Genomic DNA, 16,904 nt, shown 5'->3' on the forward strand with positions numbered 1-16,904 from the left:
CCCCCACTCGGCCCCGCCGCGGCCCGTCGCGATCCGCCCCCTGCTCCGACAGCCCCCGCCCCCGGGACCCCGCCACCACCGCTCAAGATCGGCTCGCGTGAGCGTAAGGGCGCGATAAAAGTTGAGTCGACTCCACTCAGCTCTGTTGACGCGGTCCTGGGCGTCGGGCATCCTTGAGTCTGTTCCACTCAAGTCACCTGGAGGCATCGAAATGGCACGTGCGGTCGGCATCGACCTGGGCACCACTAACTCCGTCGTCAGCGTTCTCGAAGGCGGCGAGCCCACCGTCATCACCAACGCCGAGGGCGCCAGGACCACGCCGTCCGTCGTCGCCTTCGCCAAGAACGGCGAGGTCCTCGTCGGCGAGGTCGCCAAGCGCCAGGCGGTCACGAACGTGGACCGCACCATCCGCTCGGTGAAGCGCCACATGGGCACCGACTGGAAGATCAACCTGGACGGCAAGGACTTCAACCCGCAGCAGATGAGCGCCTTCATCCTGCAGAAGCTGAAGCGCGACGCCGAGGCCTACCTGGGTGAGAAGGTCACCGACGCGGTCATCACCGTCCCGGCGTACTTCAACGACTCCGAGCGCCAGGCCACCAAGGAGGCCGGCGAGATCGCGGGCCTGAACGTCCTGCGCATCGTCAACGAGCCGACCGCGGCCGCCCTGGCCTACGGCCTGGACAAGGACGACCAGACGATCCTCGTCTTCGACCTCGGTGGCGGCACCTTCGACGTGTCCCTCCTGGAGATCGGCGACGGCGTCGTCGAGGTCAAGGCCACCAACGGTGACAACCACCTCGGTGGTGACGACTGGGACCAGCGCGTCGTCGACTACCTGGTGAAGCAGTTCCAGAACGGCCACGGCGTCGACCTGTCCAAGGACAAGATGGCCCTGCAGCGTCTGCGCGAGGCCGCCGAGAAGGCGAAGATCGAGCTGTCCTCCTCCACGGAGACCACGATCAACCTGCCCTACATCACGGCGTCCGCCGAGGGCCCGCTGCACCTGGACGAGAAGCTCACCCGCGCGCAGTTCCAGCAGCTGACCGCGGACCTCCTGGAGCGCTGCAAGACCCCGTTCCACAACGTCATCAAGGACGCCGGCATCTCCCTGGGCGAGATCGACCACGTCGTCCTGGTCGGCGGCTCCACCCGCATGCCCGCCGTCGCCGAGCTCGTCAAGGAGCTGACCGGCGGCAAGGAGGCCAACAAGGGTGTGAACCCGGACGAGGTCGTCGCCATCGGCGCCACCCTCCAGGCCGGTGTCCTCAAGGGCGAGGTCAAGGACGTCCTGCTCCTCGACGTCACCCCGCTGTCCCTCGGCATCGAGACCAAGGGCGGCATCATGACCAAGCTCATCGAGCGCAACACCACGATCCCGACCAAGCGGTCCGAGATCTTCACCACGGCCGAGGACAACCAGCCGTCCGTGCAGATCCAGGTCTACCAGGGCGAGCGCGAGATCGCGGCCTACAACAAGAAGCTCGGCATGTTCGAGCTGACCGGCCTGCCGCCGGCCCCCCGCGGCGTCCCGCAGATCGAGGTCTCCTTCGACATCGACGCGAACGGCATCATGCACGTGACCGCCAAGGACCTGGGCACGGGCAAGGAGCAGAAGATGACCGTCACCGGCGGCTCCTCGCTCGGCAAGGACGAGGTCGACCGCATGCGCCAGGAGGCCGAGCAGTACGCGGAGGAGGACCAGCGCCGCCGCGAGGCCGCCGAGACCCGCAACCAGGCCGAGCAGCTCGTGTACCAGACGGAGAAGTTCGTCAAGGACAACGAGGACAAGGTCCCGGCCGAGGTCAAGACCGAGGTCGAGTCCGCCGTCGCCGAGCTGAAGGAGAAGCTCAAGGGCGAGGACACGGCCGAGATCCGCACCGCGACCGAGAAGGTCGCCGCGGTCAGCCAGAAGCTCGGCCAGGCGATCTACGCGGACGCCCAGGCCGCCCAGGCCGCCGGCGGTGCCGGTGACGCGGGCCAGGCCAAGGCGGACGACGACGTCGTCGACGCCGAGATCGTGGACGAGGACAAGCCGAAGGGCGCGCACTGATGCCGGAGGAGACCGCGGGTTTCGAGGAGAAGCCCGAAGTCCCCAACGGCGCCACCCCTGACGACGCCGCCGAGCCGAAGACCGCCGACTCCTCCTCCGAGGAGGCGGCGGCCCCGGCCGGGGACTCCGGAGCACAGTCCGCCCAGCCGTCCGACCGGGCGGACCGGGACGACCGGGATGCGGCCCTGCTGGCCCAGCTGGACCAGGCCCGCACGGCGCTCGCCGAGCGCACCGGCGACCTCCAGCGCCTCCAGGCGGAGTACCAGAACTACCGCCGCCGGGTGGAGCGGGACCGGGTCGCCGTCAAGGAGATCGCGGTCGCGAACCTCCTGACGGAGCTGCTCCCGACGCTGGACGACATCGGCCGGGCGCGGGACCACGGCGAACTGGTCGGCGGCTTCAAGTCGGTGGCCGAATCGCTGGAGACCGCCGCCGCCAAGATGGGGCTGCAGCAGTTCGGCAAGGAGGGCGAGCCCTTCGACCCGACGATCCACGAGGCCCTGATGCACTCGTACGCGCCGGACGTCACCGAGACGACCTGCGTGGCGATCCTGCAGCCGGGGTACCGGATCGGCGAGCGCACGATCCGCCCCGCTCGGGTCGCGGTGGCCGAGCCCCAGCCGGGCGCGGCCCCCAAGTCCTCCGGTTCCGACTCGGCGGTCGCGGAGGGCGACACGCCGTCGGACAAGGACGCGGATGCAGCCGACCAGGGCTGACGTCCGCAGGACCGGGTACGCAGGGGCACGGGAGGAGGGACACCGGGGATGAGCACGAAGGACTTCGTCGAGAAGGACTACTACAAGGTCCTCGGTGTCCCCAAGGACGCCACCGAGGCAGAGATCAAGAAGGCGTACCGGAAGCTCGCGCGCGAGTTCCACCCGGACGCCAACAAGGGCGACGCCTCGGCCGAGGCGCGCTTCAAGGAGATCTCCGAGGCGAACGACGTCCTCGGCGACGCCAAGAAGCGCAAGGAGTACGACGACGCCCGCGCGCTGTTCGGGAACGGCGGCTTCCGCCCCGGTCCCGGCGCGGGCGGCTCGTTCAACTTCGACCTGGGCGACCTCTTCGGGGGCGCCCAGGGCGGCGGCCCGGGCGGCGGCTTCGGAGGCGGCCTGGGCGACGTCTTCGGCGGCCTGTTCAACCGGGCCGGCGGCGGTGCGGGCACCCGCACCCAGCCGCGCCGCGGCCAGGACATCGAGTCGGAGGTCACCCTCTCCTTCACGGAGGCGGTGGACGGGGCCACGGTCCCGCTGCGGATGTCCTCCCAGGCGCCCTGCAAGGCCTGTTCGGGCACCGGCGACAAGAACGGCACGCCCCGCGTGTGCCCGACCTGCGTGGGCACCGGCCAGGTCTCGCGCGGCAGCGGCGGCGGCTTCTCGCTGACCGACCCCTGCGCGGACTGCAAGGGCCGCGGGCTGATCGCGGAGAACCCCTGCGAGGTCTGCAAGGGCAGCGGGCGCGCCAAGTCCTCCCGCACCATGCAGGTCCGGATCCCGGCGGGCGTCTCCGACGGCCAGCGGATCCGGCTGCGCGGCAAGGGGGCGCCGGGCGAGCGCGGCGGCCCCGCGGGCGACCTGTACGTGGTGGTCCACGTGGGCAGCCACCCGGTCTTCGGCCGCAGGGACGACAACCTGACGGTGACCGTCCCCGTGACGATCGCCGAGGCGGCTCTCGGCGCCGACATCAAGGTCCCCACCCTGGGCGGGCCGCCGGTGACGCTGAAGCTGCCCCCGGGCACCCCCACGGGCCGCACCATGCGGGCCCGCGGCAAGGGCGCGGTCCGCAAGGACGGCACCCGCGGCGACCTGCTGGTGACGGTCGAGGTCGCGGTCCCGGCCCCGTCCGAGCTGACGGACAAGGCCCGCGAGGCACTGGAGATGTACCGCGACGCGACGGAGTCGGACGACCCGCGCGCCGCGCTGTTCGAGTCCGCGAAGGGAGCATGACATGGACGGCCGCCGACGACAGTCCCGGTTCGGGGGCGCAGGATACGAGCTCACCGACGAGACTCCGGTCTACGTGATCTCGGTGGCCGCCCAGCTCTCGGGCCTGCACCCGCAGACCCTGCGCCAGTACGACCGCCTCGGGCTGGTCTCCCCGGACCGCACGGCCGGGCGCGGCCGGCGCTATTCGGCCCGGGACATCGAACTGCTCCGCACGGTGCAGGCGCTGTCCCAGGACGAGGGCATCAACCTGGCCGGGATCAAACGGATCATCGAGCTGCAGAACCAGGTCGAGGCGCTCCAGCAGCGCGTCGCCGAGCTCTCGGCGGCGGTGGACGGCGCGGCGGCGGTGCTCCAGCAGCGCGAGGCCCAGGTGCACGCCTCGTACCGGCGGGACCTGGTGAAGTACCAGCCGCCGGTGCAGGGCAACGCCCTGGTCGTCTGGCGGCCCGCTCCCAAGCGCCAGAGCGACTAGTTCCGGCCAGACGCGGAGCGCGCGCAGAACGCCGTGAAGGCCCCGCCCGGGAACCCGGGCGGGGCCTTCACGCGTTCCCGTAGGCGGGGCGGCCGCGTCGGCGGTGCCGGCCCGCGGGCGGCCTCAGCCGGCCGCCGCGTCGTCGTCCAGGATCCCCGAGCGGGCGATGAGGAAGCCGAGTTGGGCGCGGCTGCCGCTGCCCAGGGTGCTGGCGAGCTTGGCGATGTGCGCACGGCAGGTCCGTACGTTCATGCCCAGCCGGCGGGCTATGGCCTCGTCCACGTGCCCCTCCACCAGGAGTTGGGCGATGGAGCGCTGCACGCCCGAGATTCCGCCGCGGGTGGGCTGGTACGTGACCTCCTCCTGCAGCGGCACGGCGCGGTGCCACAGCTGCTCGAACACCTTGATGAGGTAGTCCACCAGCCCCGGGTGGCGCAGCTCCAGGGCGACCTGGCGGTCGTCGCTGGCCGGGATGAAGGCGACGGTGCGGTCGAAGATGATGAGCCGCTCGAACAGCTCCTCCAGCGTGCGGACTTCGACCTTGCCGGCCTTGAGGATGTCCACGTACGCGAGCGTGCCGCGGCTGTGGCGGACCGTGTGCTGGTAGAGGGTCCGGATCCGGACACCGCGGTCGGTCAGCGGCTGGTCGCGCTCCAGGGCTTCCGTAAGCTCCAGGCTGGGGCGGGCGCCGCCGGGCTGGATCGTGAGCATCTCGGTGTGGCACTCGGCGGTCGCGAGGTTGAGGGCCGCGTTGATGGGATCGAAGCCCTCCAGCACGGTGATGGCGTGGGTGCTGGCCGGAGTCTGTGCACTGATGGCGAGAAACGGCTCGAAGGCCTCGGACAGTTCGAGAGAATCGCGGTGCCGCTCGCGGATCTCGCGTTCGATCGGATGCAGCCGCTGTGCGAGCGCGACCGCCGGTGGAACCGGACGGAGTGAATTGACGTCATCAGGGTCCGGCTGCAACAGGGCCAGATCGAGCAGGCAAGGCGCCGTTTTCACGTCCCCACGTGCAATGCGACCGGTCCGCAGCGCGCTCGTGTAGAGCCGCGCCCCCTCACTGCACAGGTCGGTGACCGAGTGGGGATGTGTCGCTTTTGTTGTGTTTATGGTCAAATCTCCACCCCCCAGGGTCCTGAACATGCAAGAACATGATGCATCGTCCCTGTGGCAGCGACGTGCCTGAATGAGCCATCGTCTGACAGGCGGGGGAGAGGATTTCATCAAGTGAGGACGAAGCCGACCATGAACAAGAGAATGCTTCGCTCGGCGCTTGCCACCGTCATCTTCTCGGCTGTGGCCGGTCTGGGACTTGCCGGAGCCACTCTGGGGGGCGCCGGAGGGGGTGCCGCGGACAGCCGGACGGCGCCGCTGGACGACAGCGGCTGGCGTGCGGCCCCGCTGGAGGACAGCGGTTGGCGTGCCGAGCCGCTGGACGACAGCGGTTGGCGTGCGGCCCCGCTGGACAGCGGCTGGCGTTCCGCCCCCGTCGATGCCGAATCCGCCACCCCTGCTGCGGAGAGCGCGGCATGACCCCCGACGACCGCGGCTTCCGCCGCGAAATGGCTTCCGCTTACCGCTCCGGCTGGCAGTTCATCGACCTCGCCACGGCCATCCCCCAGGTCGGCGATTCGCTGATGGTCACCCTCTTCGGCCAGCCGATCGTCATCACGCGCGAGGAGGACGAGGACGTGCGGGCGTACCGCTGCCTGCGCCGCCCCCGCGGCGCGCCGCAGCCGGTCCGCTGCGAGGTGCGCTACGGCATGGTCTTCGTCAACCTCGATCAGCGCGACCACCAGCTCTTCGAACCCGATATCACCACCGCCACCCCCCGCAGTGCCTGAAGCGATTCCCCCGTCGTTGCAGATCGCTCCAGGTGCTTCCCCCACACAACGGCGCCATCGTGGACCTGACCACGATGGCGCCGTTGTGATGTCCGCGTCCAGTAGTCGAACCGGACAAAGGTGAAGGCTGAACGGTCCGCCGGGCCGAACGGTCCGCCCGGACGGTCCGCCCGGACGGTCCCCCGAACGTCCGCCGCTCAGGCGCGCCCCATCGCCCGGTCCAGTGCGATCTCGATGACCACCCGGTCCGGATTGGGCGAGGGCGTCCGCCCGTACCGCTCCGCATAGCGCGCCACCGCGTCGGCGACGGCGGCCTCGTCCGTGCGGATCACCGCGCGGCCCTCGAGGGTCGCCCAGCGCTTGCCCTCCATCTGGCACACCGCGACCCGCGCCGCGCCCGGAGCCGTCCCCTGGGCGGCGAGCACGTTGCGGACCTTCTTGCTGTGCTTGTTGCTGATCACCCGGGCGAGGCCGGCCTCCGGGTCGTACGTCACGCCCACGGGCACCACGTGCGGGGTGCCGTCCGGGCGCGGGGTGGTCAGGGTGCAGACGTGCCGCTCCCGCCAGAAGGCGAGGTACTCGGGCGTCGGGTGGAGTACGTCATGGGACATGCGCAGAGCGTACGACTCCGGCCTTGAGTGGAATAGACTCAACTTTGCGCACGTTGACCGTGTCAGAGTCATGGAGCCATCGGTATTCGGGCTGCACCCGAGAGGAGAAGTCGAACGTGGACGCCGAGCTGACCAACAAGAGCCGGGAAGCGCTGAACGCCGCCACCGGCCGCGCCGTCAAGGACGGCCACGCGGACCTGACCCCGGCCCACCTGCTGCTGGCCCTGCTCGCCGGCCAGGACAACGAGAACCTCACCGACCTCCTCGCCGCCACCGACGCCGACCAGGTCGCCGTCCGCGCCGGCGCGGAGAAGCTGCTCGCCGCCCTGCCCAGCGCCACCGGCTCCACGGTGGCGCCCCCGCAGGCCACCCGCGACCTGCTCGCCGTCCTCGCCGAGGCCGACCGGCAGGCCGCCGAGCTGGGCGACGAGTACCTCTCCACCGAACACCTCCTCATCGCCCTCGCCGCCAAGGGCGGCGCCGCCGGTGAGGTCCTTTCCGCCCAGGGCGCGACGGCGAAGAAGCTGCTGGACGCCTTCCAGAACGCACGAGGAGGACGGCGGGTGACCACCCCCGACCCGGAGGGCCAGTACAAGGCCCTGGAGAAGTTCGGCACCGACTTCACCGCTGCCGCGCGCGAGGGCCGGCTCGACCCGGTCATCGGCCGCGACCAGGAGATCCGCCGCGTGGTGCAGGTGCTCTCGCGCCGCACCAAGAACAACCCGGTCCTCATCGGCGAGCCCGGCGTCGGCAAGACCGCCGTCGTCGAGGGCCTGGCCCAGCGCATCGTCAAGGGCGACGTCCCGGAGTCCCTGAAGAACAAGCGCCTGGTCTCCCTCGACCTCGGCGCGATGGTCGCCGGCGCCAAGTACCGCGGCGAGTTCGAGGAGCGCCTCAAGGCCGTCCTCGGAGAGATCAAGTCCAGCGACGGCCAGATCATCACCTTCATCGACGAGCTGCACACCGTCGTCGGCGCGGGCGCCGGCGGCGACTCCGCCATGGACGCCGGCAACATGCTCAAGCCGATGCTGGCCCGCGGCGAGCTGCGCATGGTCGGCGCGACCACCCTCGACGAGTACCGCGAGCGGATCGAGAAGGACCCCGCCCTGGAGCGCCGCTTCCAGCAGGTCCTGGTCGCCGAGCCGACCGTCGAGGACACCATCGCCATCCTGCGCGGCCTCAAGGGCCGCTACGAGGCCCACCACAAGGTGCAGATCAACGACAGCGCCCTGGTGGCCGCGGCGACCCTCTCCGACCGCTACATCACCTCCCGCTTCCTGCCCGACAAGGCCATCGACCTCGTCGACGAGGCCGCGTCCCGGCTCCGCATGGAGATCGACTCCTCCCCGCTGGAGATCGACGAGCTGCAGCGCTCCGTCGACCGCCTGCGGATGGAGGAGCTGGCGCTGAAGAACGAGTCCGACCCGGCCTCGATCGAGCGCCTGGAGAAGATCCGCAAGGACCTCGCCGACAAGGAGGAGGACCTGCGCGGCCTGACGGCGCGCTGGGAGAAGGAGAAGCAGTCCCTCAACCGCGTCGGCGAGCTCAAGGAGCGCCTGGACGACCTGCGCGGCCAGGCCGAGCGCGCCCAGCGCGACGGCGACTTCGACACCGCCTCCCAGCTGCTCTACGGGGAGATCCCCGCCCTGGAGCGCGAGCTCGCCGAGGCCACCGAGGCCGAGGCCGCGGTCGAGGCGTCGAAGGACACCATGGTCAAGGAGGAGGTCGGCCCCGACGACATCGCCGACGTCGTCGGCGCCTGGACCGGCATCCCCGCCGGCCGGCTCCTGGAGGGCGAGACGCAGAAGCTGCTGCGCATGGAGGCCGAGCTGGGCCGCCGCCTCATCGGCCAGGGCGAGGCCGTCCGCGCCGTCTCCGACGCCGTGCGCCGCACCCGGGCCGGGATCGCCGACCCGGACCGGCCGACCGGCTCGTTCCTCTTCCTCGGCCCCACCGGCGTCGGCAAGACCGAGCTGGCCAAGGCCCTCGCGGACTTCCTCTTCGACGACGAGCGGGCCATGGTCCGCATCGACATGTCGGAGTACTCCGAGAAGCACAGCGTGGCCCGCCTGGTCGGCGCCCCGCCCGGGTACGTGGGCTACGAGGAGGGCGGCCAGCTCACCGAGGCCGTCCGCCGCCGCCCGTACTCCGTGGTGCTCCTGGACGAGGTCGAGAAGGCCCACCCCGAGGTCTTCGACATCCTGCTCCAGGTCCTCGACGACGGCCGCCTCACCGACGGCCAGGGCCGCACGGTCGACTTCCGCAACACGATCCTGATCCTCACCTCGAACCTGGGCAGCCAGTTCCTGATGGACCCCGCGGCCTCGGAGCAGGACAAGCGCGACCGCGTCCTGGACGTGGTCCGCGCCTCCTTCAAGCCGGAGTTCCTCAACCGGCTCGACGACCTGGTGGTCTTCTCCGCCCTGACGCAGGACGAGCTGGCCCGCATCGCCGAGCTCCAGGTGGGCCGCCTGGCCCAGCGCCTCGCCGAGCGCCGCCTGACCCTCGACGTCACCCCGGAGGCCCTGGCCTGGCTCGCCGACAAGGGCAACGACCCCGCGTACGGTGCGCGGCCGCTGCGCCGCCTGATCCAGACGGCCGTCGGCGACCGCCTCGCCAAGGAGATCCTGGCCGGCGAGGTCCGCGACGGCGACACCGTCCGGGTCGACGTGGCCGGCGACGACCTCCTGGTCGGCAAGGCCCTGTGATCCGGCCCCCGGCCCGGCCCCGCACGGCACGCGGTTGTCCGCCCGGAGCGGATCGCACGTGTGGGGCTGGACACGGGGTAGGAGCCATGGGGGAGGATGGCATCATCCGCACGAAGGGAAGAACACGGTGAGCATCGACCCGGCCTCGATTCCGAATTTCGGAGGGCAGCAGCCCGAACCGCAGGCCACAGGACCGGCGGGCCCCGTGGTCCCCGACCAGGATCTGGTCAAGCAGCTGCTGGAGCAGATGGAGCTCAAGTACGTCGTCGACGACGAGGGTGACCTCGCGGCGCCGTGGGAGGAGTTCCGCACGTACTTCATGTTCCGCGGCGAGGGCGAGCAGCAGGTCTTCTCGGTGCGGACGTTCTACGACCGCCCGCACCCGATCGAGGAGAAGCCGCAGCTCCTGGAGTCGATCGACGACTGGAACCGTCGCACCCTGTGGCCGAAGGTCTACAGCCACACCCACGACGACGGCTCCGTCCGCCTGATCGGCGAGGCGCAGATGCTGATCGGCACCGGCGTCAGCCTGGAGCACTTCGTGTCCTCCACGGTCAGCTGGGTCCGCGCCTCCATCGAGTTCGACAAGTGGCTCGTGGAGCAGCTCGGACTGGAGAAGGACCTCGACGCCTCCGACGGCGACGACAACGACAAGGACGGCGAGGGGGAGTAGTCCCCCTCGAAAGCCGTCGGCATCACGGTGGCATCCTGGCGATGACCATCAGGTACACCCCATAGCCGTACGAGAGCCCGGCCAGCACCGCGGTCACCGCGACCGCGGTGCGCGGCCGGGCTTTCGCCATGGCGGCGGCGAGCGGCAGCAGCAGGGGGAACGCCGGCAGCAGGAACCGCGGCTTGGACTCGAAGTACCCGGCCCCGCCCACCGTGATCACCAGCAGCACCGCGGTGTACACGAGCAGCGGCAGCGGCGGCCGGTCCAGCAGCAGCCGCCCCGCCAGCAGCAGCGCCGCGCCCAGCACGGCGGCCGACACGGTGGTGGCCAGCGGCACCGGCCCGCCGGTCAGTACCTCCGAGACGGTGAGCAGCGTGGCCCGGCCCCCGTCGAAGCGGGACCCCCAGTGCTGCTGCACGGTGAAGTACCCGCCCGGATGCCCCCTGCGCGCCCCGACGGCGGCGACGTACGCCAGCCATCCGGCCGGGGCCAGCAGCCCGGCCGCCCACACCGCGGGGGCCCGCGAACGCCGTACGAGCACGGCGTGCAGGGCGGTGGCGGACACGGCCGCGGCGACGGCGATCCCGGTCGGCCTGGTCAGCCCGGCCGCCACGGCCAGCCCCGCCGCCCACATCCACCGGCCGCGCAGCAGCGCGTACAGCGACCAGGCGGCCAGCGCCACCAGCAGCGGCTCGGTGTAGGCGAGGGACAGCACCACCGCGTGCGGCACCACCGCCCACAGCGCGACGAGCAGCACCCCGACGCGCCGCCCGGCCACCAGCTCGCCGACCCGGTACACCCCGACCGCGGCCACTGCGGCAGCCGTCCAGGCCACCGCCAGCGCGCCCCACTCGCCGCCGCCGGCCAGCCGCACCAGCACCGGGTACAGCGGGAAGAAGGCGTAGTCGCTCTGCACCAGGCCGGTGACGGGCCAGATCTGCGTCCGGCCGTAGCCGTGCCGGGCGACGGCCAGGTACCAGACGGAGTCCCACGAGTGCCCCAGCACCCGCACCGGGCTGCGCCCGGCCCACCACGCGGCGGCGGCGACGACCATCGCCCCGACCCCGCGCACGGCGGCGAACACCCCGAGCGCGACCGCGGCCGCGGGCACGCCGGCGGCCCGGAGGTCCTGCGGCCGCACGGAAACCGGCGTACTGTCCGTCGCCGTCATGGACCCCGTCTTTCGCGAAGCGGTAACCGGCTGGTGGGTGGGACCCCCCGATGATGGGAAGAACCTCGCCCCCGGACAAGACCGCGTGCGGCCGTCCGCAGGAAACCCGCACGGAAGCTTGGGTGAAGACGGGGCCGCGCGCCCGGCGCGCCCGCGGACCCGCCGCGCCTACCCCGCGAGCCGCCCGAGCCGGGCGACCGCCTCCTCCAGGACCTCCGTGCGCTTGCAGAAGGCCCAGCGGACCTGCGCGGCGCCGGCCTCCCGGTCGTCGTAGAAGACCTGGTTCGGGATGGCGACCACGCCGCAGCGCTCCGGCAGCGACCGGCAGAACGCGAGCCCGTCCTTCTCCCCCAGAGGGGTGATGTCGGTGGTGATGAAGTACGTGCCCTGCGGGCGGTACACCTCGAAGCCGGCCGCCGCGAGCCCGTCCGCCAGCAGGTCCCGCTTGGCGGCCAGGTCGGCGCGGAAGTCCGCGAAGTAGGCGTCGGGCAGGTCCAGGGCCTCGGCGATCGCGTACTGGAACGGGCCGGACGAGACGTATGTCAGGAACTGCTTCGCCGAGCGGACCGCCGCGACGAGCTCCGGCGCGGCCGTGATCCATCCGACCTTCCAGCCCGTGAACGAGAACGTCTTGCCGGCCGAGGAGATGGTGACGGTGCGCCCGCGCATGCCCGGCAGGGAGGCCAGCGGGGTGTGGACCCCGTCGAAGACCAGGTGCTCGTACACCTCGTCGGTCACGACCAGCAGGTCCCGCTCGACGGCCAGCTCGGCGACGGCCGCGAGCTCGGCCGGGCCGAGGACCGTCCCTGTCGGGTTGTGCGGGCTGTTCACCAGCAGCAGGCGGGTGCGCGGGGTGACCGCGGCGCGCAGCTCGTCTAGGTCGAGGGTGAAGGAGCCGGCGTGCGGGCGCAGCGTGACGGGGACGCGGGTCGCGCCGGCCATCGCGATGCAGGCCGCGTACGAGTCGTAGTACGGCTCCAGGGCGACGACCTCGTCGCCCGGCTCCAGCAGCGCCAGCAGCGCCGCGGCGATGGCCTCGGTGGCGCCGGCGGTGACCAGGACCTCGGTGTCGGGGTCGTGGTCCATGCCGTAGAACCGCCGCTGGTGGCGGGCGATCGCGGCGCGGAGCTCCGGGACGCCGGGCCCCGGCGGGTACTGGTTGCCCAGGCCGCCCAGGACGGCCCGGGAGGCGGCCTCGGCGATCTGCGCCGGGCCGTCGGTGTCGGGGAAGCCCTGGCCGAGGTTGATCGACCCGGTGCGGGCGGCCAGCGCCGACATCTCCGCGAAGATCGTCGTACCGAAGGACGCCAGGCGGCGGTTCAACAGGGGGCGGCGGCCGGCCGCGGGTGCGCTCATGGGCGCCATCCTGCGGCGAACCTCTGGACTTGCTCAAGTGCGCTTTGGCCGGTGTGGCGCGCGGGAATCCCCCCTGCACGCGGGACGAGGGGATCCCGCTCCTCGGGGGACCGAGGCCTAGTCAAGGGGGGGTCGAGGACCGTGTTCCTGGCCTTTGCCGTCGTGTTCGCCGTGTTCGCCGTTGTCGTTGCCGTCGCCGTGCGGCGCGCGGCCTCCCGCAAGCGGACCGCGAGGCGCGTCTCCCTGTCCAAGCCGCGGAACTCCCGTCGGCTCTCCGGGCGCAGCAGCTCCGGCAGCTGGTGGTCGGGCGGCGGCGGGGCCGGCTGCGGCTCCTCGTCCTCCTGCGGCTCCTCGTCCTCCTGCGGTTCCTCCTCGTCGTGCGGAGGGTCGTCCTGCGGAGGCGGGGGGTGCGGCGGTTCCAGCTGACACGGGGCAGCTGGCGCCGCGTACGCGGGGCGCCCGGCGGTGCTGCGCGCCGCCGGGCGCCCTCGCGTACGGGGGTCCCGGTGAACACCTGAACTGTTCAGCCCCCGCGGGGATGTAAACCCAACCAAGTTGGGTAAAAACGCTGTGAGTGCCGTGCCTTTCATGATTCCCTCGGTTGAGTAGACCAGTCCCCGGACCACCCGGGACTTCCTGTGGACCCGAGCCGGTGACCCCCCACCCGTTGAACCGACCGCTGGCGGGGTCCGGCCCCTCTTCCTCGCGCGTTTGCGGAGCCGACTCATGCTCACGACCCTCCAGACCACCTACACCGACACGCGTGCCGCCGACCTCGCCTGGGCCCTGGGTCGCGACCGCCTGCCCGCCCTGGCCGTCCTCAACCTCGAACTGGCGGGCGCCCGGGTGGAATTGCGCCTGCTCGGAGCCTCGCACCAGGTGCTCCTGGAGGAGGGCGCGGTGCTCTGCTCGGAGACGGTCGCCTGCATGCCCGGCAGCAGCACGCCGCTGCCGCTCGGCGTGGCCAAGCGGATGAGCGGCTGGGAGTACGAGTTCGCCGCCCGCGTCGAGACCCTGTCGCAGGGCTCCTTCGCCGGGCGCGCGCAGGAGCTGCTGGCGCTGGTCGCGGATCACCCGAACGGATTGGCCGGAACCTTCCCCGGCAGCCCGCACGCCTTCACCGCGATGCTGGCGCAGCGCCACGAGGGCCAGGTGCGGTGGCGGACCTGGCACGCGTACCCGCAGGAAGGCCAGTTGGTGGCCACTCGTACGAGGGTCGGTGTGCGCACGGGCGCACCCGCCGGCGCCCTGGAGCCCGCCCCGCTCTAGTGCCCGCAGCCGCAAGGCGGGCGGCCGTGCGCAGGGTGGGTGCAGGGTTCGCACGCGTTGCGCCAACCGGGTGGAGCGAAACGCCACTTGCACCCATGTGGGTGACCTGATGCAAGTGGGCGGTGACGTACGGTTCGCTGCATGATCGACCGTTCCGTCCCGCGCCGGGTGCTCCCGGCTCCGGAGCCGCGGGGCGCGGCGGCCGTCCCGCCCGCCCTTCCCGTACGGCCCGGGACCGGCCGACTCCTCGTCCTGGCCACCGTCTTCGTCTGCGCCGCCTGCGGACTCGTGTACGAGCTGGAGCTGCTCGCCCTCGGCTCCTACCTCATCGGGGACTCCGTCACCCAGGCGTCCGTTGTGCTGTCCGTCATGGTCTTCGCCATGGGCGTCGGCTCCCTGCTCGCCAAACGGCTGCGCAGCCGGCCCGCCTTCGGATTCGCCGCCATCGAGGCCGGACTCGCGCTGCTCGGCGGGCTCTCGGCGATGGCGCTGTACGCCAGCTTCGCCTGGCTGGGCGAGTCCCGGCCCGCGCTCGTCGCGTTCTCCCTGGTGATCGGCGTGCTGATCGGCGCGGAGATCCCGCTGCTCATGGTCCTCATCCAGCGGATCCGCCGGCAGGACGCGGGCGGCGCCGTCGCCGACCTCTTCGCCGCCGACTACGTGGGCGCCCTCGTCGGCGGGCTGGCCTTCCCCTTCCTGCTGCTGCCGGTCCTCGGCCAGCTCACCGGCGCCGTGCTGACCGGCACCGTCAACGCGGTCGTCGGGGCCGGCCTCGTGCTGTTCCTCTTCCGCCGCGACCTCAGCCGCCGCTCCCGCTGGCTGCTGATCACGGCGCACGCCACCGTGCTGGCCGTCCTCGCCTGCGCCACCGTCCTCGCCGACGACTTCGAGCAGGTCGCCCGGCGCGCCGTCTACGGGGGCGAGGTCCGCGTCGCCGAGCAGACCGGCATACAGGAGCTGGTGCTGACCGGCCCCGCCGCCGGCTCCCCCCGCTCCCTCGACCTCTTCCTCGACGGGCGGCTGCGCGTCAGCGGCTACGACGAGTACCGCTACCACGAGGCGCTGGTCCACCCCGCCATGACCGGCCCCCACCGCCGCGTCCTGGTCCTCGGCGGCGGCGACGGCCTCGCCGCCCGCGAGGTGCTGCGCTACCGCGACGTCGCCTCCGTCACCGTCGTGGACCTCGACCCCGGCGTCGTCCGCCTCGCCCGCACCGACCCGATGCTGTCCGCGCTCAACGGCCGCGCCTACGAGGACCCCCGCCTCGGCGTCGTCACCGCGGACGCCTTCCGCTGGCTGCGCGGCCCGGCCTCCCGGCGCCGCTTCGACGTGATCGTCTCCGACCTCCCCGACCCGGGCATCACCCCGAGCACGAAGCTGTACTCCCAGGAGTTCTACGGGCTCGCCGCGCGCGCCCTGGCCCCCGGCGGGCGGCTCGCCGTGCACGCCGGCTCCCCCGCCACCCGCCCCCGCACCTACTGGACCGTCGAAGCCACCCTGCGCGCCGCCGGCCTGCGCACCGCGCCCTACAGCGCGGGTGGCCGGCTCTCCGGCTTCGCCGCCGGGCCCGATCGCAGCCCCGGGGTGAGCGACGGGCCGCCGCAGGACTGGGGCTTCGTCCTGGCCGGCCGCGGGCGCGCCCCCGAGCTGCGCGTCGACCGCGACACGCCGGGGGCGCCGGGCCTGCGCTCGCTGTCCACGCAGTCCCTGCGGGACGCCGCGCGCGACGCCGAGCGGACCCGGATGGCGGGGCTCCCGCCGTCTACGCTGCCGCATCCGCGCTACTCCTGACCGAAGCCCCCGCATTCGGGTTGTGCCGGACCGGGTACGGGAGGGGGTCGCCTCGGTAGGCTCGAGCGCATGGAGCATCAGGTGTTCGTTCCGGTACCGGCCGACAGCCTCCGCGCCGTGCTGCGCGACCCCGCCCGGGTGGCCCGCTGCGTCCCCGGGCTCCAGCAGGACGCGGCCGCGGGTGCGGAGTCCGGGCCCGTCGCGGGCCGGCTGAAACTGCGCGTCGGCGGGAACACCGTCACCTACCGCGGCGGCCTCTCCGTCACCGAGCAGGACCCGGACCACTTCGCCGTCGCCGGCGAGGGCGCCGAGATCCGGGGCAGCGGGACGGTCACCCTGACGGTCGCACTGCGGCTGACCCCGGCCGAGGGCGGCACCACCCTCGACCTCACCGCCCGGGGCACCGCCGGCGGGCGCACCGCCGGCTTCGCCCCCGAGGCCGTGGAGGGCGCCGTACAGCGGCTGCTGGAACGGGCCGCGGGCCTGCTCGCCGCCCAGGCGGGCGGGCGGGCCGACGCCGGGGCGGGGGAGGACCGGCCGGCGACCGGCTCCGCGTCCGTGTTCGACACCGAGGTGCCGCCGTCCGCCCTGGAGCCCTCCCAAGACCCCTCCCAGGGCCGCTCCCCGAGCCCCTCCCAAGAGCCCGGCCCGTCCCCGGACCCGTCCCCGGAGCCGGCCGGGGAGCCCGACCTGGACCCCTTCCTCGACGGCGACTTCGGCGACATCTCCGACTTCACCGACCTCGGGGACCTGGACCGCCTGCGCGAGGTCGACGCCTTCACCTCCGGTGCCGCCCAGCCCCCCGCCGAGGCCGCCCACGCCCGCCGCACCATGATCGGCCGCAGTGCCGAGGAGGTCGACCACGCGCCCCCGCGCGGCCGCTACGCCCCCGTGCCCGCACCCGACACCGCCGCCGGAGGCGCCGGCCTGCGCTGGATCGCCCCGGCCGCCGCCTTCGCCCTGGCCTCGGCGGTCGTCCTCGGCCGAGCCCTGCGCCGACGGCGCTGACC

General features: G+C 72.6%; 15 protein-coding genes. 11 read left to right on the forward strand and 4 right to left on the reverse strand.

The window, feature by feature from the left end:
* Nucleotides 1-211 precede the first annotated feature (211 nt).
* Genes dnaK through AB0953_RS02050 form a run of 4 tightly spaced genes read left to right on the forward strand, consistent with a single transcriptional unit; the run spans nt 212 to nt 4,471 of the window.
* Complete coding sequence (gene dnaK / locus AB0953_RS02035; protein ID WP_366857407.1) at nt 212-2,053, forward strand: molecular chaperone DnaK; 1,842 nt, start codon at nt 212-214, stop codon at nt 2,051-2,053.
* Nucleotides 2,053-2,769 (forward strand): nucleotide exchange factor GrpE, encoded by a 717-nt coding sequence (gene grpE / locus AB0953_RS02040; protein ID WP_366857408.1) that lies wholly within the window; start codon nt 2,053-2,055, stop codon nt 2,767-2,769. Before dnaK ends, grpE begins: the two co-directional genes overlap by 1 nt.
* Nucleotides 2,770-2,817: 48 nt before the next feature.
* A complete protein-coding gene (dnaJ, locus tag AB0953_RS02045) occupies nt 2,818-3,999 on the forward strand; it encodes a molecular chaperone DnaJ (RefSeq protein WP_366857409.1) in 1,182 nt (393 codons plus the stop codon).
* A gap of 1 nt (nt 4,000) precedes the next feature.
* Complete coding sequence (locus AB0953_RS02050) at nt 4,001-4,471, forward strand: helix-turn-helix domain-containing protein (protein WP_366857410.1); 471 nt, start codon at nt 4,001-4,003, stop codon at nt 4,469-4,471.
* A 123-nt stretch (nt 4,472-4,594) separates the two neighbouring features.
* Here the strand turns inward: AB0953_RS02050 and AB0953_RS02055 are convergent, their stop codons facing one another.
* Complete coding sequence (locus AB0953_RS02055; protein WP_366857411.1) at nt 4,595-5,614, reverse strand: helix-turn-helix transcriptional regulator; 1,020 nt, start codon at nt 5,612-5,614, stop codon at nt 4,595-4,597.
* 102 nt (nt 5,615-5,716) lie between these two features.
* On the opposite strand from AB0953_RS02055, the gene AB0953_RS02060 reads away from it, so the two are divergent.
* Together AB0953_RS02060 and AB0953_RS02065 are read left to right on the forward strand one after the other, a co-directional pair.
* Nucleotides 5,717-6,004: a hypothetical protein gene (locus AB0953_RS02060; RefSeq protein WP_366857412.1), complete on the forward strand. Its 288-nt coding sequence runs from the start codon at nt 5,717-5,719 to the stop codon at nt 6,002-6,004.
* Nucleotides 6,001-6,315, forward strand: coding sequence for a (2Fe-2S)-binding protein (locus AB0953_RS02065; protein WP_114053450.1), 315 nt, complete (start codon nt 6,001-6,003; stop codon nt 6,313-6,315). Before AB0953_RS02060 ends, AB0953_RS02065 begins: the two co-directional genes overlap by 4 nt.
* Nucleotides 6,316-6,512: 197 nt before the next feature.
* Here AB0953_RS02065 and AB0953_RS02070 read toward each other — a convergent pair whose 3' ends face one another.
* A complete protein-coding gene (locus AB0953_RS02070; RefSeq protein ID WP_366857414.1) occupies nt 6,513-6,926 on the reverse strand; it encodes a TIGR03618 family F420-dependent PPOX class oxidoreductase in 414 nt (137 codons plus the stop codon).
* Between the two features lie 116 nt (nt 6,927-7,042).
* Here AB0953_RS02070 and clpB point away from each other — a divergent pair, with 116 nt between their 5' ends.
* Complete coding sequence (gene clpB / locus AB0953_RS02075; RefSeq protein WP_366857416.1) at nt 7,043-9,634, forward strand: ATP-dependent chaperone ClpB; 2,592 nt, start codon at nt 7,043-7,045, stop codon at nt 9,632-9,634.
* A 127-nt stretch (nt 9,635-9,761) separates the two neighbouring features.
* A complete protein-coding gene (locus tag AB0953_RS02080) occupies nt 9,762-10,307 on the forward strand; it encodes a YbjN domain-containing protein (RefSeq protein WP_366857417.1) in 546 nt (181 codons plus the stop codon).
* A gap of 22 nt (nt 10,308-10,329) precedes the next feature.
* Here the strand turns inward: AB0953_RS02080 and AB0953_RS02085 are convergent, their stop codons facing one another.
* Both AB0953_RS02085 and AB0953_RS02090 read right to left on the reverse strand, forming a co-directional pair.
* Nucleotides 10,330-11,448 carry a hypothetical protein gene (locus AB0953_RS02085; protein WP_366857418.1) on the reverse strand — a complete coding sequence of 373 codons (1,119 nt, stop codon included), beginning with the start codon at nt 11,446-11,448 and terminating at the stop codon, nt 10,330-10,332.
* A gap of 198 nt (nt 11,449-11,646) precedes the next feature.
* Nucleotides 11,647-12,843 carry a pyridoxal phosphate-dependent aminotransferase gene (locus AB0953_RS02090; protein WP_366857419.1) on the reverse strand — a complete coding sequence of 399 codons (1,197 nt, stop codon included), beginning with the start codon at nt 12,841-12,843 and terminating at the stop codon, nt 11,647-11,649.
* Between the two features lie 717 nt (nt 12,844-13,560).
* Between AB0953_RS02090 and AB0953_RS02095 the strand changes: the two genes are divergently transcribed.
* From AB0953_RS02095 to AB0953_RS02105, 3 genes are all read left to right on the forward strand, one after another.
* A complete protein-coding gene (locus AB0953_RS02095; protein ID WP_366857420.1) occupies nt 13,561-14,103 on the forward strand; it encodes a DUF2617 family protein in 543 nt (180 codons plus the stop codon).
* A 141-nt stretch (nt 14,104-14,244) separates the two neighbouring features.
* Nucleotides 14,245-15,894, forward strand: a complete 1,650-nt coding sequence (locus AB0953_RS02100; protein WP_366857421.1) for a polyamine aminopropyltransferase — start codon at nt 14,245-14,247, stop codon at nt 15,892-15,894.
* A 69-nt stretch (nt 15,895-15,963) separates the two neighbouring features.
* Entirely contained in the window at nt 15,964-16,902 is a 939-nt protein-coding gene (locus tag AB0953_RS02105) for an SRPBCC family protein (protein ID WP_366857422.1), read from the forward strand.
* Nucleotides 16,903-16,904: the final 2 nt, after the last annotated feature.

Origin of the sequence: Streptomyces sp. NPDC046866 (assembly GCF_040704625.1) — a bacterium.
Classification (GTDB): Bacteria; Actinomycetota; Actinomycetes; order Streptomycetales; family Streptomycetaceae; genus Streptomyces.